This window comes from Pseudomonas sp. FeS53a, from assembly GCF_000931385.1.
Taxonomy (GTDB): domain Bacteria; phylum Pseudomonadota; class Gammaproteobacteria; order Pseudomonadales; family Pseudomonadaceae; genus Metapseudomonas; species Metapseudomonas otitidis.
Genome location: NZ_JYFT01000046.1, coordinates 1 through 22,565, shown reverse-complemented (window position 1 = coordinate 22,565; position 22,565 = coordinate 1). Strand labels below are relative to the sequence as shown.

Genomic DNA, 22,565 nt, shown 5'->3' with positions numbered 1-22,565 from the left:
GAGAAGAGCCCGCGATCAGCGGGCTCTTCCTTTCCAGCCGAACACATCCACCAGACATGAAAAACCCGCCAGCAGGCGGGTTCTTCATATCAGCGGCGATCAGCCCTGAAACACATCGTCCACCGACTTCAGCGGGTAGTGCTTCGGATACGGCAGGGTTGCTACGCCGGACTCGATGGCTGCCTTGGCAACCGCATCGGAAACCACGGTGATCAGGCGCTTGTCCATCGGCTTCGGAATGATGTACTCGCGGCCGAACTCCAGGGAAGCCACGCCGTAGGCATCGCAGACATCCTTGGGCACCGGCTGTTTGGCCAGGTCACGCAGCGCCAGAGCTGCTGCGATCTTCATTTCTTCGTTGATGCGGGTGGCACGAACGTCCAGCGCACCGCGGAAGATGAAGGGGAAGCCCAGCACGTTGTTCACCTGGTTCGGGTAGTCCGAACGGCCGGTGGCCATGATCACGTCGTTGCGGGTGGCATGGGCCAGTTCCGGCTGGATTTCCGGATCCGGGTTGGAGCAGGCGAAGACGATCGGGTTTGCCGCCATGCGCTTGAGGTCTTCCGCGCTCAGTAGGTTGGCGCCGGACAGACCGACGAACACGTCCGCACCTTCCAGGGCATCGGACAAGGTGCGCTTGGAGGTCTCGTGGGCGAAGACTGCCTTGTACTGGTTCAGGTCATCGCGGCCGGCGTGGATCACGCCCTTGCGGTCGACCATGTAGATGTTCTCGACCTTGGCGCCCATGCTCACCAGCAGCTTCATGCAGGAGATGGCGGCAGCACCGGCACCCAGGCAGACGATCTGGGCTTCCGGCAGGGTCTTGCCGGCGATTTCCAGGGCATTGAGCATGCCGGCGGCCGTGACGATGGCGGTACCGTGCTGGTCATCGTGGAAGACCGGGATGTCGCATTGTTCGATCAGGGTGCGCTCGATCTCGAAGCACTCGGGCGCCTTGATGTCTTCGAGGTTGATGCCGCCGAAGGTGATGGAGATGCGCTTGACGGTGTCGATGAAGGCCTGGGGGCTCTCCGCATCAACTTCGATATCGAACACATCGACACCGGCGAAGCGCTTGAACAGAACACCCTTGCCTTCCATGACGGGCTTGGAGGCCAGCGGGCCGAGGTTGCCGAGGCCGAGGATGGCGGTGCCGTCGGAAATCACTGCCACCAGGTTGCCCTTGCCGGTGTACTTGTAGGCCAGCTCGGGATCACGGGCGATCTCGCGCACCGGCTCGGCGACGCCCGGGCTGTAGGCCAGCGAGAGGTCGCGGGCAGTGGCAGTCGGCTTGGTCAGCTCGACGCTCAGTTTCCCGGGGCGGGGTTGGGCATGGTATTCGAGAGCGGCAGTTTTCAGATCAGACATGTTGGCATTCCGCTTTTACTGTTATGACAGACGGACGGGCGAGCATACGCAAGAAGCAAGGGGCCTACAAGACTAGGCAGTCACGGCTCGTCAACCCCTCTAACGTACGACTTTCAGCCAATCCCCAGGTTGCACATCACCGATTGGATACAGATTATTTAGCAATCGTATCCTATTTTCCAGGTCGCGGGTGGAAACCGCAGCGTTTCCAACGGAAATGAAATCTGTCAGATGCTGCCCCTTCCCCACCTTAACCGTACGAATCCGTACCGGTTCGGCGAGGGACGCATCCTGCTCCGTCACTCCACGGAGACTAAGAACGGTGGCCAACACCTGTGCATCGGCATCCCGCAGGGCCGCGTCCTTCTCGGCCCCGGCGACGAAGAGATACGCGCGCGCGTCTCCGAAAGCCACCGCCACGCGTCGGGCCGGCGGGCCGGCGAGCCAGGCCGTCGCCCCGGGCAAGGCGGCGCCGTCCAGGGTGCGCGCTTCCAGTAGATGCCGATCCCCCACGCGAGCACCGAGGAATGCCATCGGCGATAGCCCTGGATCGACAGGTTCCGAGCGCAACCCGAGGTAGACAGCCCCATTTGGCGAATAGGCCGTCACAGAATCCGGCTCGCTGACCACTCGCCACCCCGGCGGATAGTCGAGCGCCACCCCCAACGGCCCGTGCGAGAGATGCCGACCACGCAGCACGCCCTGCCCCACCGGCCCACCGATGACCAACCCATCCAGCGCCTGGAAGTAGGCATCGCGATTCCAGACCCCCGGGCCCGTTTCTCGACTCATCAATTGGCGCAGGCGCGCCTCGTGGGCCGGATGCGAATCGAACAGCCCGTGGTAACCGCCAGCCTGTCGACCGGCATCAGCACGCCCCGAGCGGAGGAAAGCATCCTGGGCCTGGAGCACCTCGATGACCCTCACCAGCGCCTGCGGGTCATAGCCACTGCGCGCGAGGTACTGCAGCGCCAACTCGTCGGCCTGCAACTCCATCTCCCGGCCGTAGCCACGCACCAGCGCCCCGCCCAGGAGTTGCGTCGCATCCGCCACGGCCCCCACCCCGGTGCCCAGCGCCGCCACCTGGCCGATTGCACCCCAGGCCTGGGACTGACTCCGCTGTCGCGCACCATGGCGCGCCGTGACGTGGCCGATCTCATGGGCCAGCACCGCCGCCAGCTCCGCCTCCGACCCCAGGTAGGCCAAAAGCCCACGGTGCACATAGATGTAGCCGCCCGGCAGGGCAAAGGCGTTGAGATCCGGCGAATCGATCACCGTGAAGATGAATGCCAGGTCAGGACGATGGCTGTACCGGGCCACCCGCTCCCCGATTTGCTGGACATAGGCCTGGAGCTGCGCATCCGGGTAGCGGGGGTAGCGTTGCTGCACGTCCTGGTTGTAGCGGATGCCGAGCTCCTGCTCGGTCGCCTCGTCCATCAGCACGAAGTCGTCCCGCCCCGTGGCCGGGTTCACCGCGCACCCGCTCGCCAGTGCCATGCACACCACCAGCAGCAGCCAGGGAAGAAAGGGCATCGCCACCTCGTTGAGGTCCACTGTGCCAGGAGCCGCGGTTCTACGCCGCCCGGCAGTACAGCGTCAATGCCCGGAAGACGGGCATGAAAAAGGCGCCCCTCGGGGCGCCTTTTCGTGCAGCTGGGAGCTCGTTGCGAGCTTCCCGGCGAACGGGCCTTATTTGGCGCCGAACACGCCGAAGCGCTGCTTGAAGCGATCGATACGGCCGCCGGTGTCCAGGACCTTCTGCTTACCGGTGTAGAACGGGTGGCACTCGGAGCACACGTCGAGGCTGATGTTCTTGCCCAGGGTGGAGCGGGTCTTGATGACGTTACCGCAGCTGCAGGTAGCTTCGATCGCTACGTATTCGGGATGGATTTCCGGTTTCATGGCTTGATCCTCAGGTCTGGCGTGCCGCCACCCGACCCTATGTCGAGTACCGCACGGAAACAGGCGCGAGATGATACCAGACCTTCCCCGACGCGCAAGCGCAGCCTGCGCCGAGCGACGCACGGCACCCACCCCGCCGCTTGCGACGGGAACGGCATCCCCCTAGCATCCCCGGGCCCCCACCGGAGTTCCCCGTGCCCAGCCCCATCCTGCGACTCGCCCTGCCCTCGCCCCTGCGCCGCCTGTTCGACTACCGCGCCCCTGCCGGCGTGGCCCCGGTCGCCTTGCAGCCCGGCATACGCGTGCGGGTGCCGTTCGGCCGTCGCGAAGTCATCGGCGTGCTGGTGGAAGTCACCGACCGCAGCGAAGTCCCGGAGGACAAGCTCCGCCCCGCGCTCGCCCTGCTGGACCGCCAGCCGCCATTGCCGGCGCCGCTGTTCCAGCTCTGCCTGTGGACGGCCCAGTACTACCAGCACAGCCTCGGCGACACACTCAGCTGGGCACTCCCCGTGCTGCTGCGCCAGGGCGAACCCGCCGAAGCCCGCCAGGAGCGCTTCTGGCACGCCTGCGAAGGCGCCCGCGCCGACGACCCGCGCCTGGCCCGCGCGCCACGCCAGCGCCAGGCCCTGGCCATCCTCGCCCAGCATCCCCATGGCGTCGCCCACCAGTTGCTCGCACAGCTGCAGCTGAACAAGGACAGCCTCGACCTGCTGCTGGAAAAGGGACTGGCGCGCGTGGAGACCCGCCGCCATGCCCCCGCGCCGCGCCACGAACACTGGCTGGCCCAGGCCGAACTGCCGCTCAACAGCGAGCAGCGGGCCGCCTTCGACGCGGTGCAGTCCTCCTGCGGCCAGTTCAACGCCTTCCTGCTCGCTGGCGTCACCGGCAGCGGCAAGACCGAGGTCTACCTGCAACTGATCCGCGAGACCCTGCAGGCCGGCAAGCAGGCCCTGGTGCTGATCCCCGAGATCAACCTCGGCCCGCAGACCCTCGAACGCTTCTCCCGGCGCTTCAACGCCCGCGTCGCCCTGCTGCACTCCGCCGTCAACGACCGCGAACGCCTGGACGCCTGGCTCGCCGCCCGCGACGGCGAGGCCGACATCATCATCGGCACCCGCTCGGCCCTGTTCACCCCCATGAAGAACCCGGGGCTGATCATCGTCGACGAAGAGCACGACGCTTCCTATAAACAGCAGGAAGGCCTGCGCTACCACGCCCGCGACCTGGCCATCGTCCGCGCCCGCCAGGAGAACGTGCCGATCCTGCTGGGCTCCGCCACCCCCTCGCTGGAAAGCCTGCAGAACGCCTACGCCGGCCGCTACGGCCTGCTGCGGCTGACCCAGCGCGCAGGCGGCGCCCGGCAGCCGCGTTTCCTGCGCCTGGACGTGAAGAGCCGCCCGCTCGACAGCGGCATCTCCGGCCCATTGCAACAGGCCATCCAGCAGACCCTGGAGGCCGGCCAGCAGGTGCTGGTCTTCCTCAACCGCCGAGGCTTCTCGCCCACCCTGCTGTGCCACGACTGCGGCTGGATCAGCCAGTGCACCCGCTGCGACGCCCGCATGACCCTGCACCAGCGCCACAACGAGCTGCGCTGCCACCACTGCGGCCACGTCCAGCGCCGCCCGGACAACTGCCCCGACTGCGGCAAGGTCGACCTGCGCCCCATCGGCGCCGGCACCGAGCGCGCCGAAGAACGCCTCGGCATCCTCTTCCCGCAGTTCCCCGTGCTGCGCATCGACCGCGACAGCACCTCGCGCAAGGATGCGATGGCCCAGCTGTTCGGCACCATCAACAAGGGCGAGCCCTGCATCCTCGTGGGCACCCAGATGCTCGCCAAGGGTCACCACTTCCCCCGGGTCACCCTGGTGGCGATCCTCGACGCCGATGGCGGCCTGTTCTCCGCCGACTTCCGCGCCAGCGAGCGCATGGCCCAGCTCATCGTCCAGGTGGCCGGTCGCGCCGGCCGCGCGGAGGAACCGGGCCGGGTGATCATCCAGACCCACCTGGCCGACCACCCGCTGCTGGTGCAACTCACCGAAGAGGGCTACTTCGCCTTCGCCGAGCAGGCCCTCTCCGAGCGCCGCGCCGCCGGCCTGCCGCCCTTCGCCCACCTGGCCCTGCTGCGGGCCGAAGCGCACAAGCCCGGGCAGGCCGAAGCCTTCCTCGACAGCGCCTGTGCCGAAGCCGAACAGCAGTTGGCCGAGCTGCACCTCAGCGGTGTCGAGCTGCTCGGCCCCGTCCCCGCCCCCATGGAGCGCCGTGCCGGCAAGCACCGCGCCCAGTTGCTGCTCCAGGCCAACAGCCGCGCCACCCTGCACCGCCTGCTCACGCCCTGGTCCCAGGCCCTGGAACAGCTCCCCGGCGGCCGGGCCGTGCGCTGGTCCCTGGATGTCGACCCGATCGACCTGTTCTGACGCGACCCACCGTCACAGGCGCCCCTCGGCGCCTGGCGCTTGAAGCGGCAGGCACTGCACGCCGATAATGCGCGGTTTTCAACCAGCGCCATGGCGCCGCCGACTTCCGGCCGAGAGCAGAACATGAAAGACACCATTCGCCAGCTGATCCAGCACGCCCTGAACCGTCTCGCCAGCGAAGGCGTACTGCCCGAAGGCCTGACCCCCACCATCCAGGTGGAAAACACCAAGGACAAGACCCACGGCGACTTCGCCAGCAACATCGCCATGATGCTGGCCAAGCCCGCCGGCCTGAAGCCGCGCGACCTGGCCGAGAAGCTGATCGCCGCCCTGCCCCAGGATGACCAGGTGAGCAAGGTGGAGATCGCCGGCCCCGGCTTCCTCAACTTCTTCCAGAACACCCAGGCCCTGGCCCAGCGCCTGGACGCCGCCCTGGCCGACGCCCACCTCGGCGTGCGCAAGGCCGGCCCGGCCCAGCGCGTGGTGGTCGACCTCTCCGCCCCCAACCTGGCCAAGGAGATGCACGTCGGCCACCTGCGCTCCACCATCATCGGTGACGGTGTGGCCCGCGTCCTGGAGTTCCTCGGCGACGAGGTGATCCGCCAGAACCACGTGGGCGACTGGGGCACCCAGTTCGGCATGCTGCTGGCCTACATGCAGGAGCAGCCGGTGGACAGCGACGCCGAGCTGTCGGACCTGGAAGGCTTCTACCGCGCCGCCAAGAAGCGCTTCGACGAATCCAGCGAATTCGCCGACCGCGCCCGCGAACTGGTGGTCAAGCTGCAGGCCGGCGATGCCGAGTGCCTGCGCCTGTGGAACCGCTTCAACGACATCTCCCTCAGCCACTGCCAGGCCGTCTACGACCGCCTGGGCGTGAAGCTGACCATGGCCGATGTGAAGGGCGAGAGCGCCTACAACGACGACCTGCCCAACGTGGTCGCCGACCTGCGCGCCAAGGGACTGCTCACCGAAAGCGACGGCGCGCTGTGCGTGTTCATGGACGAGTTCAAGAACGCCGAAGGCGAGCCGCTGCCGCTGATCGTGCAGAAGGCCGGCGGTGGCTACCTCTACGCCACCACCGACCTCGCCGCCACCCGCTACCGCAGCGGCGTGCTCAAGGCCGACCGCGCCCTCTACTTCGTCGACCAGCGCCAGGCCCTGCACTTCCAGATGGTCTTCGCCGCCGCGCGCCTGGCCGGCTTCGTGCGCCCCGAGTTCGAGATGGAGCACATGGGCTTCGGCACCATGAACGGCGCCGACGGCAAGCCCTTCAAGACCCGCGACGGCGGCACCATCAAGCTGATCGACCTGCTCAACGAGGCCGAAGAGCGCGCCTACGCCCTGGTCAAGGAGAAGAACCCGGAGCTGGACGAGGCCGAACTGCGCCAGATCGCCCGCGCCGTCGGCATCGGCGCCGTCAAGTACGCCGACCTCTCCAAGCACCGCACCAGCGACTACAGCTTCAACTTCGAGCAGATGCTGAGCTTCGAAGGCAACACCGCGCCCTACCTGCTCTACGCCTACACCCGCACCGCCAGCGTGTTCCGCAAGCTGGGCAAGGGCGTCGACGAGATCGGCGGGCAGATCGTCCTCGCCGCCGAGCAGGAGCAGGCACTGGCCGCCAAGCTGGCGCAGTTCGCCGACATCCTCAACAACGTCGCCGCCAAGGGCGTTCCGCACATCCTCTGCACCTACCTCTACGACCTGGCCGGCCTGTTCTCCAGCTTCTACGAGAACTGCCCGATCCTCGCCGCCGAGGACGAAGCCACCCAGCAGAGCCGCCTGCGCCTCGCCGCCCTCACCGGTCGCACCCTCAAGCAAGGCCTGGAACTCCTCGGCCTGAACACCCTGGAACGCATGTAACGGACCCATGGCGAAGAAGAAAGCAGCCCCCAAACGCGGAGCCAGCCGCTACCAGGCACCGGCGAAGAAGCCGGTGCCCGGCTGGGTCTGGCTGGCCATCGGCCTGGTCATCGGCGGCTTCGTGGTCATGCTGATGAAGCTCGAGCCCGGCCGCGACGACATCCGCCGCGCCAAGCCCGAGCAACAGCAGCAGGCCGCCGGCGGCAAGCCCAAGCCCCAGGGCCAGGCCCAGCCCGCGCAGCCCCCGGCGGAGAGCGAGCCGGCCAAGCCGAAGTACGACTTCTACACGCTGCTGCCGGAGTCCGAGGTCATCGTGCCGCCGGACGCCCTGCCCAAGGAGACGCCGGCCACCCCGCCGACGCCCCAGCAGCCGGTGACCCCGGAAGAAGCCGCGAAGATCGACAAGGCACGGGCCGAAGCCGCCCTCGCCGGCCAGGTACCGCCGCCTCCGCCCACCGTGGCCAAGGCGCCGACCACCACCCAGTTCTTCCTCCAGGCCGGCTCCTTCCGCAAGAAGGAAGACGCCGACCGCGTCCGCGCCCAGATCATCCTGCTGGGCCAGAACGTCCAGGTGGAGTCCGGCACCGTGCGCGAGGAAACCTGGTACCGCGTGCTGGTCGGCCCCTTCGCCAGCCGCGAGCAGCTCGCCACCGCGCAGAAACAGCTGGCCGGCAGCGGCTTCGGTAATCTCCTGTTGCAACAGCGGCAGGCACGCTGATCGACGAATCACCCCCGCGCGGTTGAAAAGCCGCGCGGGCTCCCCCATCTGGGTTTCCATTCGGGCATTTTCGCCCCGCTGCGTGGAGACTCCTCCCTTGACCACCATCGTTTCAGTCCGCCGCAACGGCAAAGTCGTCATGGGCGGCGACGGCCAGGTTTCCCTCGGCAACACCGTCATGAAAGGCAACGCCAAGAAGGTGCGCCGGCTGTATCACGGCCAGGTGCTGGCCGGCTTCGCCGGCGCCACCGCCGATGCCTTCACCCTGTTCGAGCGCTTCGAAGGCCAGCTGGAGAAACACCAGGGCCACCTCGTGCGGGCAGCCGTCGAACTGGCCAAGGACTGGCGTACCGACCGTTCCCTGAGCCGCCTGGAAGCCATGCTGGCCGTGGCCAACAAGGACGCCTCGCTGATCATCACCGGCAACGGTGACGTGGTCGAACCCGAGCACGGCCTGATCGCCATGGGCTCCGGCGGCGGTTTCGCCCAGGCCGCGGCCACCGCCCTGCTGCAGCGCACCGACCTCTCCGCGCGGGAAATCGCCGAGACCGCCCTGAACATCGCCGGCTCCATCTGCGTGTTCACCAACCAGAACCTGACCATCGAGGAGCTGGACAGCGCCGAATGAGCGCCCTGTCCAGCCCCGGAGCGACATCCATGTCCATGACCCCCCGCGAGATCGTCCACGAACTCAACCGCCACATCGTCGGCCAGGAAGACGCCAAGCGCGCCGTCGCCATCGCCCTGCGCAACCGCTGGCGGCGCATGCAGCTGCCCGCCGAACTGCGGGCCGAGGTGACGCCGAAGAACATCCTGATGATCGGCCCCACCGGCGTCGGCAAGACCGAGATCGCCCGCCGCCTGGCCAAGCTGGCCAACGCCCCGTTCATCAAGGTCGAAGCCACCAAGTTCACCGAAGTGGGCTACGTCGGCCGCGACGTCGAGTCGATCATCCGCGACCTGGCCGATGCCGCCGTGAAGATGATGCGCGAGCAGGAGATCCACAAGGTCCGCCACCGCGCCGAAGACGCCGCCGAGGAGCGCATCCTCGACGCCCTGCTGCCGCCGGCGCGCAGCGGCTTCGGCGACGAGCCGCAGCGCGAGGACACCAACACCCGCCAGCTGTTCCGCAAGCGCCTGCGCGAAGGCCAGCTGGACGACAAGGAAATCGACATCGAAGTGGCCGAAAACCCGGCCGGCGTCGAGATCATGGCCCCGCCCGGCATGGAGGAGATGACCAGCCAGTTGCAGAACCTGTTCTCCAACATGGGCAAGGGCAAGCGCAAGAGCCGCAAGCTCAAGGTCAAGGACGCGCTGAAGATGGTCCGTGACGAGGAGGCCGCGCGCCTGGTCAACGAGGAAGAGCTCAAGGCCCGCGCCCTGGAAGCCGTGGAGCAGAACGGCATCGTCTTCATCGACGAGATCGACAAGGTCGCCAAACGCGCCAACGTCGGTGGTGCCGACGTCTCCCGCGAGGGCGTGCAGCGTGACCTGCTGCCGCTGATCGAAGGCTGCACCGTCAACACCAAGCTCGGCATGGTCAAGACCGACCACATCCTGTTCATCGCCTCCGGCGCTTTCCACCTGGCCAAGCCCAGTGACCTGGTGCCCGAGCTGCAGGGTCGCCTGCCGATCCGCGTGGAACTCAAGGCCCTCTCCCCGGAGGACTTCGAGCGCATCCTCACCGAACCCCATGCCTCCCTCACCGAGCAGTACACCGCACTGCTGAAGACCGAGGGCCTGAACGTCGAGTTCGCCCCCGAGGGCATCAAACGCCTGGCCGAGATCGCCTGGCAGGTCAACGAGAAGACCGAGAACATCGGGGCCCGTCGCCTGCACACGCTGCTGGAGCGCCTGCTGGAGGAAGTCTCCTTCAGCGCCGGCGACCTCGCGGCCCAGCACGAGGAGGCCCCGATCCGCATCGACGCCGCCTACGTCAACGGCCACCTGGGCGAGCTGGCCCAGGACGAAGACCTGTCGCGCTACATCCTCTAAGCTGTGCGACACACTCGCGTGCCAGCCGCGGCATCCCGCCCGGCTGGCCGCCCCGGTCCGGAGCCCCGCCCATGCGCATCCCCACCGCCATCGCACTGCACAAGGCATCCCGCACCCTGGTGCTCAGCTACGGCACTGAACGCCACAGCCTGCCCGCCGAATTCCTCCGCGTGCATTCCCCCTCCGCCGAGGTACAGGGTCACGGCCAGCCGGTGCTGCAATACGGCAAGCAGAACGTCGCCCTGGTGAAGGTCGAACCCGCCGGCAACTACGCCCTGAAACTGACCTTCGACGACGGCCACGACAGCGGCCTGTTCACCTGGGACTACCTCTATGAACTCGCCACCCGCCAGGACGAACTCTGGAAGGACTACCTGGCGCAGCTCCAGACCGCCGGGCGCTCCCGCGACCCCGACGAAAGCGTCGTCCGCCTCATGCTCTGAAGCGGTGCAGGCCCTGGCCCCATCCTGGCCAGGGCGCACGCGGTTAGAGCGCATTTTCTAGATCCCGCCGCCATACTCTTCGACGCACGCCAGCCCCCGGCCAGCTTGCGCATTCACCTAAACTCGGGTAACCAGAACTGGCAGGTTCCATGCATTTGGCAACCAAAGGTTCACAGAAACAGGCGAAGTTCTCTTCGCACCCCCGGTAACCCGAGCAGTACCAGGCCACGCTTAACTGTCCCGTACAGCAGTTCGCCGGTATCCGTCTCAGGACAATGGAGCGTCGTAGATGAGCAACAAGAACAACGAAGACCTGCAGCGACAAGCCTCGGAGAACACCCTGGGCCTGAACCCGGTGATCGGCATCCGCGGGAAGGACCTGCTGACCTCCGCACGCATGGTCATGCTGCAGGCCGTCAAGCAGCCCTTCCACAGTGCCAAGCATGTCGCCCGTTTCGGCGTCGAACTGAAGAACGTGCTGCTCGGATCCTCCGACCTGCACCCCGAAGCGGACGATCGCCGCTTCAACGACCCGGCCTGGAGCCAGAACCCCCTCTATCGCCGCTACCTGCAGACCTACCTCGCCTGGCGCAAGGAACTGCACCAGTGGATCGAGCACAGCAACCTGTCCGAGTCCGATACCAGCCGCGGCCACTTCGTGATCAACCTGATGACCGAGGCCATGGCCCCCACCAACACCATGGCCAACCCGGCAGCGGTCAAGCGCTTCTTCGAGACCGGCGGCAAGAGCCTGCTCGACGGCCTCTCCCACCTGGCCAAGGACCTGGTCAACAACGGCGGCATGCCGAGCCAGGTGAACATGGACGCCTTCGAGGTCGGCAAGAACCTCGCCACCACCGAAGGCGCCGTGGTGTTCCGCAACGACGTGCTGGAGCTGATCCAGTACAAGCCCATCACCGAGCAGGTGCATGAACGCCCGCTGCTGGTGGTGCCGCCGCAGATCAACAAGTTCTACGTCTTCGACCTCTCCCCGGAGAAGAGCCTGGCGCGCTTCAACCTGCGCAACGGCATCCAGACCTTCATCGTCAGCTGGCGCAACCCCACCAAGGCCCAGCGCGAATGGGGCCTGTCGACCTACATCGAGGCCCTCAAGGAAACCATCGAGGTGGTGCTGAAGATCACCGGCGCCAAGGACCTCAACATGCTCGGCGCCTGCTCTGGCGGCATCACCACCGTCGCCCTGCTGGGTCACTACCAGGCCATCGGCGAGCAGAAGGTGCACGCCTTCACCCAGCTGGTGAGCGTGCTGGACTTCAACCTCGACACCCAGGTCGCGCTGTTCGCCGACGAGCAGACCCTCGAAGCCGCCAAGCGCCGCTCGTACCAGTCGGGCGTGCTCGAAGGCAAGGACATGGCCAAGGTGTTCGCCTGGATGCGGCCCAACGACCTGATCTGGAACTACTGGGTGAACAACTACCTGCTGGGCAACGAGCCGCCGGTGTTCGACATCCTCTACTGGAACAACGACACCACGCGCCTGCCCGCCGCCTTCCACGGCGAGCTGGTGGAGATGTTCAAGACCAACCCGCTGACCCGGCCCGACGCGCTGGAAGTCTGCGGCACACCGATCGACCTGAAGAAGGTCACCTGCGACTTCTTCTGCGTGGCCGGCACCACCGACCACATCACCCCCTGGGAAGCCTGCTACCGCTCGGCCCGCCTGCTGGGCGGCAAGTGCGAGTTCGTGCTATCCAACAGCGGCCACATCCAGAGCATCCTCAACCCGCCCGGCAACCCCAAGGCGCGCTTCTCCACCGGCAGCGACATGCCCGCCGACCCGAAGGCCTGGCAGGAGAACGCCACCAAGCACGCCGACTCCTGGTGGCTGCACTGGCAGGCCTGGCTGGCCGAGCGCTCGGGCAAGCTGAAGAAAGCCACGCTGACCCTCGGCAACAAGGCCTACCCGGCCGGCGAGGCGTCCCCAGGAACCTATGTCCACGAGCGCTGATAGCGCCTCGCGCGCATCGTCGCCCCGGCACCCGGACGTGCCGAACCGGTTCGCCGCCCGAATGGGCGGCGGCCTGAGCCGGCTCATCCCCGGCAGTCCAGGCGGAGCCCCAGCCGGCGCCGCCCGCCGTATCCACCCATAGGGGCTCGCGCATGCCGCAACCTTTCGTCTTCCGCACCATCGACCTCGACGGCCAGACCATCCGCACTGCGGTACGTCCGGGCGGCGAACACCTGACGCCGCTGCTGATCTTCAACGGCATCGGCGCCAACCTCGAGCTGGTGTTCCCCTTCGTCCAGGCGCTGGACCCGGACCAGGAGGTGATCGCCTTCGACGTCCCCGGCGTCGGAGGTTCCTCCACCCCCAGCACGCCCTACCGCTTCCCCGGCCTGGCCAAGCTCGCCGCGCGGATGCTGGACTACCTCGACTACGGCCAGGTCAACGCCATCGGCGTCTCCTGGGGTGGCGCGCTCGCCCAGCAGTTCGCCCACGACTACCCCGAGCGCTGCAAGAAGCTGATCCTCGCCGCCACCTCCGCCGGCGCGGTGATGGTGCCCGGCAAGCCCAAGGTGCTGATGCGCATGGCCAGCCCGCGGCGCTACATCCAGCCGTCCTACGGCGTGCACATCGCCCCGGACATCTACGGCGGCGCCTTCCGCCGCGACCCCGGCCTGGCCATGGCCCACGCGAGCAAGGTGCGCTCCTCCGGCAAGCTGGGCTACTACTGGCAACTGTTCGCCGGCCTCGGCTGGACCAGCATCCACTGGCTGCACCGCATCCGCCAGCCCACCCTGGTGCTGGCCGGCGATGACGACCCGATCATCCCGCTGGTGAACATGCGCCTGCTGGCCTGGCGCATCCCCAATGCGGAGCTGCACGTGATCGACGACGGCCACCTGTTCCTGGTGACACGCGCTGAAACAGTCGCGCCGATCATCATGAAGTTCCTCGCCCAGGAGCGGCGGCGGGCAGTCATGCACCCCAAGCCGCTGCTGCCCCGCACCCCCTGAGCCAAATCGCGCCCCAGGATGGGGCCCTTCCCTACCTGAGCGCCGGCACGGTGCAGCCCGCCCGGACTTGAATTTCCCGGGAACTGGTCTGGAATGCACCTGTCGTGCTCGTGGTACGAGCCTTGCTGACCCTCCATGACGATGGACTGATTACGGAGTGTTGCCCCCATGCGAGAGAAAAAGGACTCGGGCGCCTTGCCGGTCCCCGCTAACTTCATGAACGTGCAGAGCGCCATTGTCGGCCTCAGAGGCAAGGACCTGGCCTCGACCGTCCGCACCCTGGCCGTGCACAGCGCCAAGCGCCCGGTGCACAGCGCCCGCCACCTGCTCAAGCTGGGTGGCAAGCTCGGCCGGGTGCTGCTGGGAGACACGCCCTACACCCCCAACCCGCAGGATGCGCGCTTCGCCGACCCGTCCTGGCGGCTCAACCCCTTCTACCGGCGCGGACTCCAGGCCTACCTGGCCTGGCAGCAGCACCTGATGGAGTGGATCGACGACAGCGAACTGTCCCCGGACGACCGCACCCGCGCACGCTTCGTGCTGTCGCTGCTCAGCGATGCCGTGGCCCCGTCCAACAGCCTGCTCAACCCACTGGCGGTGAAGGAGCTGTTCAACACCGGCGGCCTCAGCCTGATCAACGGTGCGCGCCACCTGTTCGACGACCTGCTGCACAACAACGCCATGCCCAGCCAGGTCAGCAAGCATGCCTTCGAAGTCGGGCGGAACCTGGCCACCACACCGGGCTCGGTGGTGTTCCGCAACGAGATGCTGGAGCTGATCCAGTACAAGCCCATGAGCGAGAAGCAGTACCTCAAGCCCCTGGTGATCGTTCCCCCGCAGATCAACAAGTTCTACATCTTCGACCTGACGCCGGAGAAGAGCTTCGTCCAGTACGCCCTGAAGAACGGCCTGCAGGTGTTCGCCATCAGCTGGCGCAACCCTGACGCGCGTCACCGCGAGTGGGGCCTGTCCAGCTACGTGCAGGCCCTGGAGGAAGCCACCGATGTGTGCCGCGCCATCACCGGCAGCAAGGACCTCAACCTGGTCGGCGCCTGCGCCGGCGGCCTGACCATCGCCGCCCTGCAAGGCCACCTGCAGGCCAAGCGGCAGTTGCGCAAGGTCAGCAGCGCCACCTACCTGGTCAGCCTGCTGGACTCCCAGGTGGAAACACCGGCCGCGCTGTTCGCCGACGAACAGACCCTCGAAGCCGCCAAGCGCCGCTCCTACCAGGCCGGCGTGCTGGATGGCCGCGACATGTCGAAGATCTTCGCCTGGATGCGTCCCAACGACCTGGTGTGGAACTACTTCATCAACAACTACCTGCTGGGCCGCCAGCCACCGGCCTTCGACATCCTCTACTGGAACAACGACAACACCCGGCTGCCGGCCGCCATGCACGGCGACATGCTCGACCTGTTCAAGCACAACCCGCTGACCCGTCCCGGCGCGCTGGAAGTGTGCGGCACGCCGATCGACCTGAAGAAGGTCACCGTCGACAGCTTCAGCGTGGCCGGCATCAACGACCACATCACGCCCTGGGAGTCGGTCTACCGTTCCGCCCTGCTGCTGGGGGGCGAGAGCCGCTTCGTGCTCTCCAACAGCGGCCACATCCAGAGCATCCTCAACCCGCCCGGCAACCCCAAGGCCACCCACCTGGAGAACCCCACCCTCAGCTCCGACCACCGTGCCTGGTACTACGACGCGGAGAGCGTCGCCGGCAGCTGGTGGCCGAAATGGCTGGAGTGGATCCAGGCGCGCTCGGGCGAGCAGCGGGAAACCCAGGTGGCGCTGGGCAACCCGGACTACCCGCCGATGGAGGCCTCGCCCGGCACCTACGTGCACGTACGCTGAACAGGAAGTCGCCGGGCCCGGTGGGCGGGTCCGGCAGAACAGAACAAGAAGGCAGGATGAAGACCCGCGACCGCATACTCGAATGCGCCCTGGCGCTGTTCAACCAGGAGGGCGAACCCAACGTCACCACCCTGGAGATCGCCACCGAGCTGGGCATCAGCCCCGGCAACCTCTACTACCACTTCCACGGCAAGGAGCCGCTGGTGATGGCGCTGCTGGAGCGCTTCCAGGCCGAGACCGAGCCCCTGCTCGACCCACCCGATGGCGCCCGGCTGGACGTGGAAGAGTACTGGCTGTTCCTGCACCTGATCGTCGAGCGGGTGGCGCGCTACCGCTTCCTCTTCCAGGACCTGTCCAACCTGGCCGGGCGCTTGCCCCGGCTCGCACGCGGTATGCGCCACTGGCTGAACGCCCTCAAGCGCACCCTGGCAGCCCTGCTGGCGCGCCTGAAGGCGGACGACCAGCTGGTGAGCGACACCCCCGCCCTCGGCCAGTTGGTGGAGCAGATCACCCTCACCCTGCTGTTCTCGCTGGACTACCAGCGCATCCTCGGCAACGGCGCCGGTGAGAGCCAGCTGGTGGTCTTCCAGATCATGATGCTTGTGGCGCCACACCTGCGCCCGGAGGCGCGGATGGCAGTCGAAGGCCTCGCCCGTCGCTACCTGGAAGCCTGAAACGAGAACGCCCGGCATGGGCCGGGCGTTCAGGTGACCTGAGGTGATCAGGCCTGGGGCGTTGCCGCACTCGGCGCATCCGCAGCAGCCGGAGCCGGTGCTGCCGGAGCAGCGGGCGCAGCTGCCGGGGCCGGAGCCGCTGCTTTCGCTGGAGCCGGCTTCTTGGCCGGAGCCTTCTTCGCAGCCGGTTTGGCAGCAGGCTTGGCGGCGGCAGGCTTGGCTGCAGGTTTTGCAGCGGCAGCCTTGGCGGCCGGCTTGGCAGCGGGCTTCGCAGCAGCCGGTTTGGCAGCCGCGGGCTTGGTGGCCGGCTTGGCAGCGGCGGCTTTCGCCGGAGCAGCCTTGGCGGCAGGCTTGGCCGCCGGTTTGGCAGCAGGCTTAGCGGCTGGCTTGGCTGCAGCGGCCTTCGCCGGGGCTGCCTTGGCGGCGGGCTTGGCTGCCGGCTTGACCGCCTTGGCGGAAACACCGGTCAGCTTCTCGATCTGCTTGGTCAGGGCCTCGACCTTGCCGTGCAGTTCCTTCACCTCGTTGCGGCTGGGCACGCCCAGGCGGGAGATGGCGCTGTTCAGGCGCTTGTCGAAGGCCTCTTCCAGCTCGCTCCACTTGCCGAGCGCCTTGTCCTTCACTTCATCGACCCGGGACTTGGCCGAATCCACGCGCGAACCGACACGGGACTTGACGGCATCGACCTGCTTGTCGACTTCGGTCTTGGCCTGCTTCTCGGCCTTCTCGCCATCCTTGACCAGGGTGTCGAACAGCTTGGTGCCGTCGTTGCTGATCTTGGAATAGGCCCCGAGGCCCGCCAACCAGATCTGGCGCGAGTATTTCTCGATCTCGCCGATCCAGGAGTTGGTTTCTTTTGCGGTTTTCTTCTTACCAGCCATCCTGCTCTCCTTATTTGGTTCGCGCGACGTGTTCGAGCAATGCGCTCAACTCATCGAGCTTAGCAGAGAGTGCCTCAACGTCCTGGCGGGAGGGAATCCCGAGGCGATTGAGTGCCACTGCTACGCGGTTGTCGAATGCTTTCTCAATGCGGTCGATCTGGACCTCGACCTTTTCCTTCACGCCCGCCACGCTCTCGAGCACGCTGCCCTTGACCGAATCGAGCTGGCTGTTGGCCGCCTCGACGCCGGCATCGACGCTCTTGCGGCCGCGCTTCTCGACGCCTTCGCCGGCCTTGACCAGCTCACGCAGGTAGTCGACGCCTTCCTGGCCGGCCTTGGCGTAGGCGCCCAGGCCTGCCAGCCAGATCTTCCTGGCATAGAGGCGTACGTCGGAAAGAACGGGGGTCTTCTCTACTTCGACTTTCTTCTTGGCGGTGGCTGCCTTGGCCATGGTGCACCTCACGCGGATTGTGGGGGACTCGCCCGGAATCGGGGCTTGGGGTGCACGTTAGCCAGGAAAATTAGAAACCGCATACTAGCCGCAGGACGGGTGCGGCGGCCGTCAGGCCAGGTATTCGTCCAGGGCCTTCTCGATCTCGCGCTTCACGCTGCCGCCCATGGCCGACAGCAGCAGGCCCAGCTTCACCTCGACATTGACCCTGTCGTCGCTCACCTCGATGCGCCCGTCAGCCCCGCTGCGGCTGAATTCCAGAGTGTCGCCGCGCCACTGGTAACGCACGTCGTACTCGCGCGCCAGGCGCTCGGCGAGCTGCTCGGCCTTCTCCCGCACGGCGGCTTTTCCGAGCTGGTGGGAACGTTCGACGTGGATGCGTGCCATGGGTGTCTCCGGACTGCGACTTAAGGTCGCGCGACTATAGCAGGCCACTCCAGGCGCCGGGCGCAGCCCAAGACAAACCAGGCCGACAAGCCTAGAATGGCCGCCAATTCTATTCCGGGGCAGCGACATGAACGAACCGCGCAAAGGCCACGACGCCGAACCCACCACCCACTTCGGCTACCAGAACGTGCCGGAGAGCCAAAAGGCCGCCAAGGTCGCCGAAGTGTTCCACTCGGTGGCCGCCAAGTACGACCTGATGAACGACCTGATGTCCGGCGGCGTCCACCGGCTGTGGAAGCGCTTCACCATCGAGCTGTCCGGCGTGCGCCCGGGCAACCGCGTGCTGGACATCGCCGGCGGCACCGGCGACCTCACCCGCCAGTTCTCCCGCCTGGTCGGCCCCACCGGTGAAGTGGTCCTCGCCGACATCAATGCCTCCATGCTCCAGGTCGGTCGCGACAAGCTGCTGGACAGCGGCGTCGCCGGCAACGTCAGCTTCGTCCAGGCCGATGCCGAGAAGCTGCCCTTCCCCGACAACCACTTCGACGTCGTCACCATCGCCTTCGGCCTGCGCAACGTCACCCACAAGGACGCCGCCCTGCGTTCCATGCTGCGCGTGCTCAAGCCCGGTGGCCGCCTGCTGGTGCTGGAGTTCTCCAAGCCCACCAGCAACCTGCTGAGCAAGGCCTACGACGCCTACTCCTTCACCCTGCTGCCGCTGATGGGCAAGCTGATCACCAACGACGCCGAGAGCTACCGCTACCTGGCCGAATCGATCCGCATGCACCCCGACCAGGAAACCCTCAAGGCCATGATGGTGGAAGCCGGGTTCGAGCGGACCACCTTCCACAACATGACCGGCGGCATCGTCGCCCTGCATCGCGGCATCAAGCCCTGATGCTCACCCAGGCCCTGCTGGCCGGCGCCGAACACGGCCTCAACCGGGTCCTGCGCCTCGACGCCACCGCCCTGCCCCGGCTGTCCCGCCTGGAAGGCAAGGTGATCCGCATCGACTGCCAGGCCCCCGCGCTGGAGCTCTACCTGCTGCCCGGTGGCGACGGCCTGGTCCTCGCCGCCCACTGGGCCGCACCGGCCGACTGCACCCTGCGCGCCCCCGCCGCGAGCCTGCTGCGCCTGGCCCTGAGCAAGGAGAAGACCGCCGTCCTGCACCGCCCCGAGGTGGAACTGGAGGGCGACAGCGCCGCGCTCATGGAACTGGCTGCGGTGCTGCAGGACCTGGAGCTGGACTGGGAATACGAAGTCTCCCGCTGGCTCGGCCCAGTGGGCACCCAACTGCTCGCCGGCCACCTGCGCAGCCGCGCCGGCTGGGCCGGGCAGAGCCTGGACAGCCTGCGCCAGAACCTCGCCGACTACCTCGCCGAGGAATCCCGCACCCTGGTGGGCCAGCGTGAAGCGGAAGCCCGCTTCGCCGAACTGGACCGTCTCAAGATCGATCTCGACCGTCTCGAAGCCCGCATCGGTCGCCTGACCCGGAAAAGTCCCCCAGACGCATGAAGCTGCTCGCCGTCCGCCGCCTGTTGCGCATCCAGAGCGTGGTCATCCGCTACCGCCTCGACGACCTGATATTCGACCTCCCGCTGCCCTGGTGGCTGCGCATGCTCGGCTGCCTGCTGCCCTGGCGCTGGTTCCCCCGGCGCGACCTGCAGCTGACCCGTGGCGAGCGCCTGCGCCTGGCCCTCGAAGGCCTCGGGCCGATCTTCATCAAGTTCGGCCAACTGCTCTCCACCCGCCGTGACCTGCTGCCGCCGGACATCGCCGACGAGCTGGCACGCCTGCAGGACCAGGTCCCCCCCTTCGACCCCGAGCAGGCCGTGCGCCTGATCGAAGAGCAGCTCGGCGCCCGCATCAGCGACGTCTTCACCCGCTTCGACGTCGCCCCGCTGGCCTCCGCCTCCGTGGCCCAGGTCCACGCCGCACGCCTGAAGAGCGGCGAAGACGTGGTGGTCAAGGTGGTGCGCCCGGGCCTCAAGCCGGTGATCCGCCAGGACCTCGCCTGGCTGTTCCTCATCGCCCGCCTGGCCGAGCGTCTCTCCAGCGACGCCCGCCGCCTGCGCCCGGTGGAAGTGGTCAGCGACTACGAGAAGACCATCTACGACGAGCTCGACCTGCTGCGCGAAGCGGCCAACGCCAGCCAGCTGCGGCGCAACTTCGAAGGCTCGCCGCTGCTCTACGTGCCCCAGGTCTACTGGGACTGGTGCCGCCCCAAGGTACTGGTGATGGAGCGCATCTACGGCGTCCCGGTCACCGACCTGGCCACCCTCGCCGACCAGCGCACCGACCTCAAGCTGCTGGCCGAACGCGGCGTGGAGATCTTCTTCACCCAGGTGTTCCGCGACAGCTTCTTCCACGCCGACATGCACCCCGGCAACATCTTCGTCAGCACCCGCCAGCCCTGGAACCCGCAGTACATCGCCATCGACTGCGGCATCATCGGCAGCCTCACCCCCGAGGACCAGGACTACCTCGCGCGCAACCTCATCGCCTTCTTCAAGCGTGACTACCGCCGCGTCGCCCAGCTGCACATCGACTCCGGCTGGGTCCCGGCGGAAACCCGGGTGAACGACTTCGAAGCGGCCATCCGCACCGTCTGCGAACCCATCTTCGAAAAGCCGCTGAAGGACATCTCCTTCGGCCAGCTGCTGCTGCGCCTGTTCCAGACCGCACGCCGCTTCAACATGGAAGTGCAGCCGCAACTGGTATTGCTGCAGAAGACCCTGCTCAACATCGAAGGCCTCGGCCGCCAGCTCTACCCCGACCTCGACCTCTGGAGCACCGCCCAGCCCTACCTGGAGCGCTGGATGCGCGAACGCGTCAGCCCCAAGAGCCTGCTGTCCAACCTGCAGGCCCAGGTCGAGCAGGTGCCGCACCTGGCCGGCATGACCCGCGACCTGCTGGAGCGCATGAGCCAACCCCACGCCAGCGACCCGCCACCGCCCTGGCGCCGCGCCAGCGACGGCCTCGCCCCGCGCCTGATCGGCGCCGCCCTGCTGGTGGGCGCAGCCAGTACCGGCCTGGAGCAGCACCTCGCCGCCTGGCCGGCCTGGCTGATGCTGGCCAGTGGTCTGTATCTCGTACTTCGCCGATAGCCAAGGCCGCGCCAGCGCTGGCACACTACTGCCCCCGGCCGGGCCCGCACCCGGCCTGCTCGTGGAAACCGACATGAACGACTGGCTGGAAGACATCCACTGGAACGCCGACGGCCTGGTCCCGGCCATTGCCCAGGACCACAAGACCGGACGCATCCTGATGATGGCCTGGATGAACCGCGAATCCCTGGCCCTGACCGTGGCCGAGAACCGTGCCATCTACTGGTCACGCTCGCGCGGCAAACTCTGGCGCAAGGGTGAGGAATCCGGCCATGTGCAGAAGCTCCACGAGTTGCGCCTGGACTGCGACGCCGACGTGATCGTGCTGATGGTCGAGCAGATCGGCGGCATCGCCTGCCACACCGGCCGCGAAAGCTGCTTCTACCGCGTCTACGAGAACGGCGGCTGGAAGACCGTCGACGCGGTCATCAAGGACCCCGACGCGATCTACCACGCAGGACATGCACATGAGTGACACCCTTTCCCGCCTCGCCGAGGTGCTCGAAGCCCGCAAGAACGCGCCGGCCGACTCCTCCTACGTGGCCAGCCTGTACCACAAGGGGCTGAACAAGATCCTCGAGAAGGTGGGCGAGGAATCGGTTGAAACCATCCTGGCCGCCAAGGATGCCGCCACCAGCGGTGACTGCAGCGACCTGATCTACGAAACCGCCGACCTCTGGTTCCACAGCCTGGTCATGCTCGCCGCCCTCGGCCAGCATCCCCAGGCCGTACTGGACGAACTGGAGCGTCGCTTCGGCCTGTCCGGGCACGCTGAAAAAGCCGCCCGCCAGCCTTCCGCCTAACGAATCGATACGCAGGAGCAAACCATGGGTATTTTCGACTGGAAACACTGGGTGGTCATTCTGATCGTCGTCGTCCTGGTCTTCGGCACCAAGCGCCTGAAGAACCTCGGCTCCGACGTCGGCGAAGCCATCAAGGGCTTCCGCAAGGCCATGAACACCGAAGACGAACAGAAGGCCGAGCAGCCCCAGCAGCCCGCCGCCCAGCCGACTGCCGCCCCGCTGAACCAGCCGCACACCATCGACGGCCAGGCGCACAAGGTCGAAGAGCCGACTGTGCGCAAGGACTGATGCGCCATGTTCGGCATCAGCTTTGGTGAATTGCTGCTGATCGGCCTCGTGGCCCTGCTGGTGCTCGGCCCCGAGCGCCTGCCGGGTGCTGCACGTACGGCAGGCCTGTGGATCGGCCGCCTGAAACGCAGCTTCAACGCCATCAAGCAGGAAGTGGAGCGCGAGATCGGCGCCGACGAGATCCGTCGCCAACTGCACAACGAGCAGATCATGGCGATGGAGCGGCAGATCAAGGAAAGCATCGTGCCGCCCAGCCTGGAGAACCTGCTGGCCGACCCGGCGCAGCGTGACGAAGCCGCCGAGGCCTCGCCCACCCCGGCCGCCCCGCAGCCGGCACCGGCTCCCGCCCCGGCAGCCAGCGCCCCACCGTCGCCTGCTGCCCAGCCCGTGCCCGGCACGACACCCGCCGCGTCCGGCGCCACGGTCGCCGCCCCGCTGGCG

At 67.1% G+C, this 22,565-nt stretch carries 23 protein-coding genes; 17 read left to right on the top strand and 6 right to left on the bottom strand.

The window, feature by feature from the left end:
- Positions 1–99: 99 nt before the first annotated feature.
- The 3 genes from SZ55_RS13545 to rpmE all read right to left on the bottom strand — a co-directional run bounded on the left by SZ55_RS13545 (position 100) and on the right by rpmE (position 3,270).
- On the bottom strand, positions 100–1,368 hold the full coding sequence (locus SZ55_RS13545; RefSeq protein ID WP_044406723.1) for a malic enzyme-like NAD(P)-binding protein: 1,269 nt from the start codon (positions 1,366–1,368) through the stop codon (positions 100–102).
- 99 nt (positions 1,369–1,467) lie between these two features.
- Complete coding sequence (locus SZ55_RS13540; protein ID WP_044406719.1) at positions 1,468–2,901, bottom strand: M48 family metalloprotease; 1,434 nt, start codon at positions 2,899–2,901, stop codon at positions 1,468–1,470.
- Positions 2,902–3,057: 156 nt separating this feature from the next.
- The gene (gene rpmE / locus SZ55_RS13535) at positions 3,058–3,270 is read right to left on the bottom strand and encodes a 50S ribosomal protein L31 (protein ID WP_003453200.1); all 213 of its coding nucleotides are present in this window, start codon (positions 3,268–3,270) and stop codon (positions 3,058–3,060) included.
- Positions 3,271–3,464: 194 nt separating this feature from the next.
- Between rpmE and SZ55_RS13530 the strand changes: the two genes are divergently transcribed.
- The 10 genes from SZ55_RS13530 (at position 3,465) to SZ55_RS13485 (ending at position 16,207) form a co-directional block, all read left to right on the top strand.
- Positions 3,465–5,684 (top strand): primosomal protein N', encoded by a 2,220-nt coding sequence (locus SZ55_RS13530; RefSeq protein WP_044406712.1) that lies wholly within the window; start codon positions 3,465–3,467, stop codon positions 5,682–5,684.
- A gap of 123 nt (positions 5,685–5,807) precedes the next feature.
- The gene (argS, locus tag SZ55_RS13525) at positions 5,808–7,547 is read left to right on the top strand and encodes an arginine--tRNA ligase (RefSeq protein WP_044406709.1); all 1,740 of its coding nucleotides are present in this window, start codon (positions 5,808–5,810) and stop codon (positions 7,545–7,547) included.
- A 7-nt stretch (positions 7,548–7,554) separates the two neighbouring features.
- Entirely contained in the window at positions 7,555–8,265 is a 711-nt protein-coding gene (locus SZ55_RS13520) for an SPOR domain-containing protein (protein ID WP_044406706.1), read from the top strand.
- 97 nt (positions 8,266–8,362) lie between these two features.
- Complete coding sequence (gene hslV / locus SZ55_RS13515; protein ID WP_044406703.1) at positions 8,363–8,893, top strand: ATP-dependent protease subunit HslV; 531 nt, start codon at positions 8,363–8,365, stop codon at positions 8,891–8,893.
- Between the two features lie 29 nt (positions 8,894–8,922).
- The gene (gene hslU / locus SZ55_RS13510; protein WP_044406700.1) at positions 8,923–10,260 is read left to right on the top strand and encodes an ATP-dependent protease ATPase subunit HslU; all 1,338 of its coding nucleotides are present in this window, start codon (positions 8,923–8,925) and stop codon (positions 10,258–10,260) included.
- A 71-nt stretch (positions 10,261–10,331) separates the two neighbouring features.
- Entirely contained in the window at positions 10,332–10,703 is a 372-nt protein-coding gene (locus SZ55_RS13505; RefSeq protein WP_044406698.1) for a gamma-butyrobetaine hydroxylase-like domain-containing protein, read from the top strand.
- A 289-nt stretch (positions 10,704–10,992) separates the two neighbouring features.
- Positions 10,993–12,672 carry a class II poly(R)-hydroxyalkanoic acid synthase gene (phaC, locus tag SZ55_RS13500; RefSeq protein ID WP_044406696.1) on the top strand — a complete coding sequence of 560 codons (1,680 nt, stop codon included), beginning with the start codon at positions 10,993–10,995 and terminating at the stop codon, positions 12,670–12,672.
- Positions 12,673–12,824: 152 nt separating this feature from the next.
- A complete protein-coding gene (gene phaZ / locus SZ55_RS13495; protein ID WP_044406694.1) occupies positions 12,825–13,682 on the top strand; it encodes a poly(3-hydroxyalkanoate) depolymerase in 858 nt (285 codons plus the stop codon).
- Between the two features lie 168 nt (positions 13,683–13,850).
- Positions 13,851–15,533 (top strand): class II poly(R)-hydroxyalkanoic acid synthase, encoded by a 1,683-nt coding sequence (gene phaC / locus SZ55_RS13490; RefSeq protein ID WP_044406691.1) that lies wholly within the window; start codon positions 13,851–13,853, stop codon positions 15,531–15,533.
- A 56-nt stretch (positions 15,534–15,589) separates the two neighbouring features.
- On the top strand, positions 15,590–16,207 hold the full coding sequence (locus SZ55_RS13485; protein WP_044406688.1) for a TetR/AcrR family transcriptional regulator: 618 nt from the start codon (positions 15,590–15,592) through the stop codon (positions 16,205–16,207).
- A gap of 47 nt (positions 16,208–16,254) precedes the next feature.
- Here the strand turns inward: SZ55_RS13485 and SZ55_RS13480 are convergent, their stop codons facing one another.
- The 3 genes from SZ55_RS13480 to SZ55_RS13470 form a co-directional block, all read right to left on the bottom strand.
- A complete protein-coding gene (locus tag SZ55_RS13480; protein WP_044406684.1) occupies positions 16,255–17,088 on the bottom strand; it encodes a phasin family protein in 834 nt (277 codons plus the stop codon).
- Between the two features lie 10 nt (positions 17,089–17,098).
- A complete protein-coding gene (locus SZ55_RS13475) occupies positions 17,099–17,539 on the bottom strand; it encodes a phasin family protein (RefSeq protein ID WP_044406681.1) in 441 nt (146 codons plus the stop codon).
- Between the two features lie 111 nt (positions 17,540–17,650).
- Entirely contained in the window at positions 17,651–17,926 is a 276-nt protein-coding gene (locus tag SZ55_RS13470) for a polyhydroxyalkanoic acid system family protein (RefSeq protein ID WP_044406678.1), read from the bottom strand.
- A gap of 127 nt (positions 17,927–18,053) precedes the next feature.
- Here SZ55_RS13470 and ubiE point away from each other — a divergent pair, with 127 nt between their 5' ends.
- The 7 genes from ubiE to tatB all read left to right on the top strand — a co-directional run.
- On the top strand, positions 18,054–18,824 hold the full coding sequence (gene ubiE / locus SZ55_RS13465; protein ID WP_044406675.1) for a bifunctional demethylmenaquinone methyltransferase/2-methoxy-6-polyprenyl-1,4-benzoquinol methylase UbiE: 771 nt from the start codon (positions 18,054–18,056) through the stop codon (positions 18,822–18,824).
- A complete protein-coding gene (locus SZ55_RS13460; protein WP_044406672.1) occupies positions 18,824–19,441 on the top strand; it encodes a ubiquinone biosynthesis accessory factor UbiJ in 618 nt (205 codons plus the stop codon). Before ubiE ends, SZ55_RS13460 begins: the two co-directional genes overlap by 1 nt.
- Entirely contained in the window at positions 19,438–21,033 is a 1,596-nt protein-coding gene (gene ubiB, locus SZ55_RS13455; protein WP_044406669.1) for a ubiquinone biosynthesis regulatory protein kinase UbiB, read from the top strand. The genes SZ55_RS13460 and ubiB overlap by 4 nt, the downstream gene beginning before the upstream one ends.
- Before the next feature lie 73 nt (positions 21,034–21,106).
- Positions 21,107–21,508 (top strand): phosphoribosyl-AMP cyclohydrolase, encoded by a 402-nt coding sequence (gene hisI / locus SZ55_RS13450; RefSeq protein WP_044406666.1) that lies wholly within the window; start codon positions 21,107–21,109, stop codon positions 21,506–21,508.
- Positions 21,501–21,836, top strand: coding sequence for a phosphoribosyl-ATP diphosphatase (locus tag SZ55_RS13445; protein WP_044406663.1), 336 nt, complete (start codon positions 21,501–21,503; stop codon positions 21,834–21,836). The genes hisI and SZ55_RS13445 overlap by 8 nt, the downstream gene beginning before the upstream one ends.
- A 24-nt stretch (positions 21,837–21,860) precedes the next feature.
- A complete protein-coding gene (locus SZ55_RS13440; RefSeq protein ID WP_044406660.1) occupies positions 21,861–22,124 on the top strand; it encodes a twin-arginine translocase TatA/TatE family subunit in 264 nt (87 codons plus the stop codon).
- A 6-nt stretch (positions 22,125–22,130) separates the two neighbouring features.
- The coding region (tatB, locus tag SZ55_RS13435; RefSeq protein WP_044406657.1) for a Sec-independent protein translocase protein TatB at positions 22,131–22,565 on the top strand (435 nt) is incomplete at its 3' end.

Coding starts and splice junctions, on each gene's coding strand:
- SZ55_RS13545 (WP_044406723.1), bottom strand. CDS start 1,368: ATGTCTGATCTGAAAACTGCCGCTCTCGAATACCATGCCCAACCCCGC.
- SZ55_RS13540 (WP_044406719.1), bottom strand. CDS start 2,901: ATGCCCTTTCTTCCCTGGCTGCTGCTGGTGGTGTGCATGGCACTGGCG.
- rpmE (WP_003453200.1), bottom strand. CDS start 3,270: ATGAAACCGGAAATCCATCCCGAATACGTAGCGATCGAAGCTACCTGC.
- argS (WP_044406709.1), top strand. CDS start 5,808: ATGAAAGACACCATTCGCCAGCTGATCCAGCACGCCCTGAACCGTCTC.
- SZ55_RS13520 (WP_044406706.1), top strand. CDS start 7,555: ATGGCGAAGAAGAAAGCAGCCCCCAAACGCGGAGCCAGCCGCTACCAG.
- hslU (WP_044406700.1), top strand. CDS start 8,923: ATGTCCATGACCCCCCGCGAGATCGTCCACGAACTCAACCGCCACATC.
- SZ55_RS13505 (WP_044406698.1), top strand. CDS start 10,332: ATGCGCATCCCCACCGCCATCGCACTGCACAAGGCATCCCGCACCCTG.
- phaC (WP_044406696.1), top strand. CDS start 10,993: ATGAGCAACAAGAACAACGAAGACCTGCAGCGACAAGCCTCGGAGAAC.
- phaZ (WP_044406694.1), top strand. CDS start 12,825: ATGCCGCAACCTTTCGTCTTCCGCACCATCGACCTCGACGGCCAGACC.
- phaC (WP_044406691.1), top strand. CDS start 13,851: ATGCGAGAGAAAAAGGACTCGGGCGCCTTGCCGGTCCCCGCTAACTTC.
- SZ55_RS13485 (WP_044406688.1), top strand. CDS start 15,590: ATGAAGACCCGCGACCGCATACTCGAATGCGCCCTGGCGCTGTTCAAC.
- SZ55_RS13480 (WP_044406684.1), bottom strand. CDS start 17,088: ATGGCTGGTAAGAAGAAAACCGCAAAAGAAACCAACTCCTGGATCGGC.
- SZ55_RS13475 (WP_044406681.1), bottom strand. CDS start 17,539: ATGGCCAAGGCAGCCACCGCCAAGAAGAAAGTCGAAGTAGAGAAGACC.
- SZ55_RS13470 (WP_044406678.1), bottom strand. CDS start 17,926: ATGGCACGCATCCACGTCGAACGTTCCCACCAGCTCGGAAAAGCCGCC.
- ubiE (WP_044406675.1), top strand. CDS start 18,054: ATGAACGAACCGCGCAAAGGCCACGACGCCGAACCCACCACCCACTTC.
- SZ55_RS13460 (WP_044406672.1), top strand. CDS start 18,824: ATGCTCACCCAGGCCCTGCTGGCCGGCGCCGAACACGGCCTCAACCGG.
- ubiB (WP_044406669.1), top strand. CDS start 19,438: ATGAAGCTGCTCGCCGTCCGCCGCCTGTTGCGCATCCAGAGCGTGGTC.
- hisI (WP_044406666.1), top strand. CDS start 21,107: ATGAACGACTGGCTGGAAGACATCCACTGGAACGCCGACGGCCTGGTC.
- SZ55_RS13445 (WP_044406663.1), top strand. CDS start 21,501: ATGAGTGACACCCTTTCCCGCCTCGCCGAGGTGCTCGAAGCCCGCAAG.
- SZ55_RS13440 (WP_044406660.1), top strand. CDS start 21,861: ATGGGTATTTTCGACTGGAAACACTGGGTGGTCATTCTGATCGTCGTC.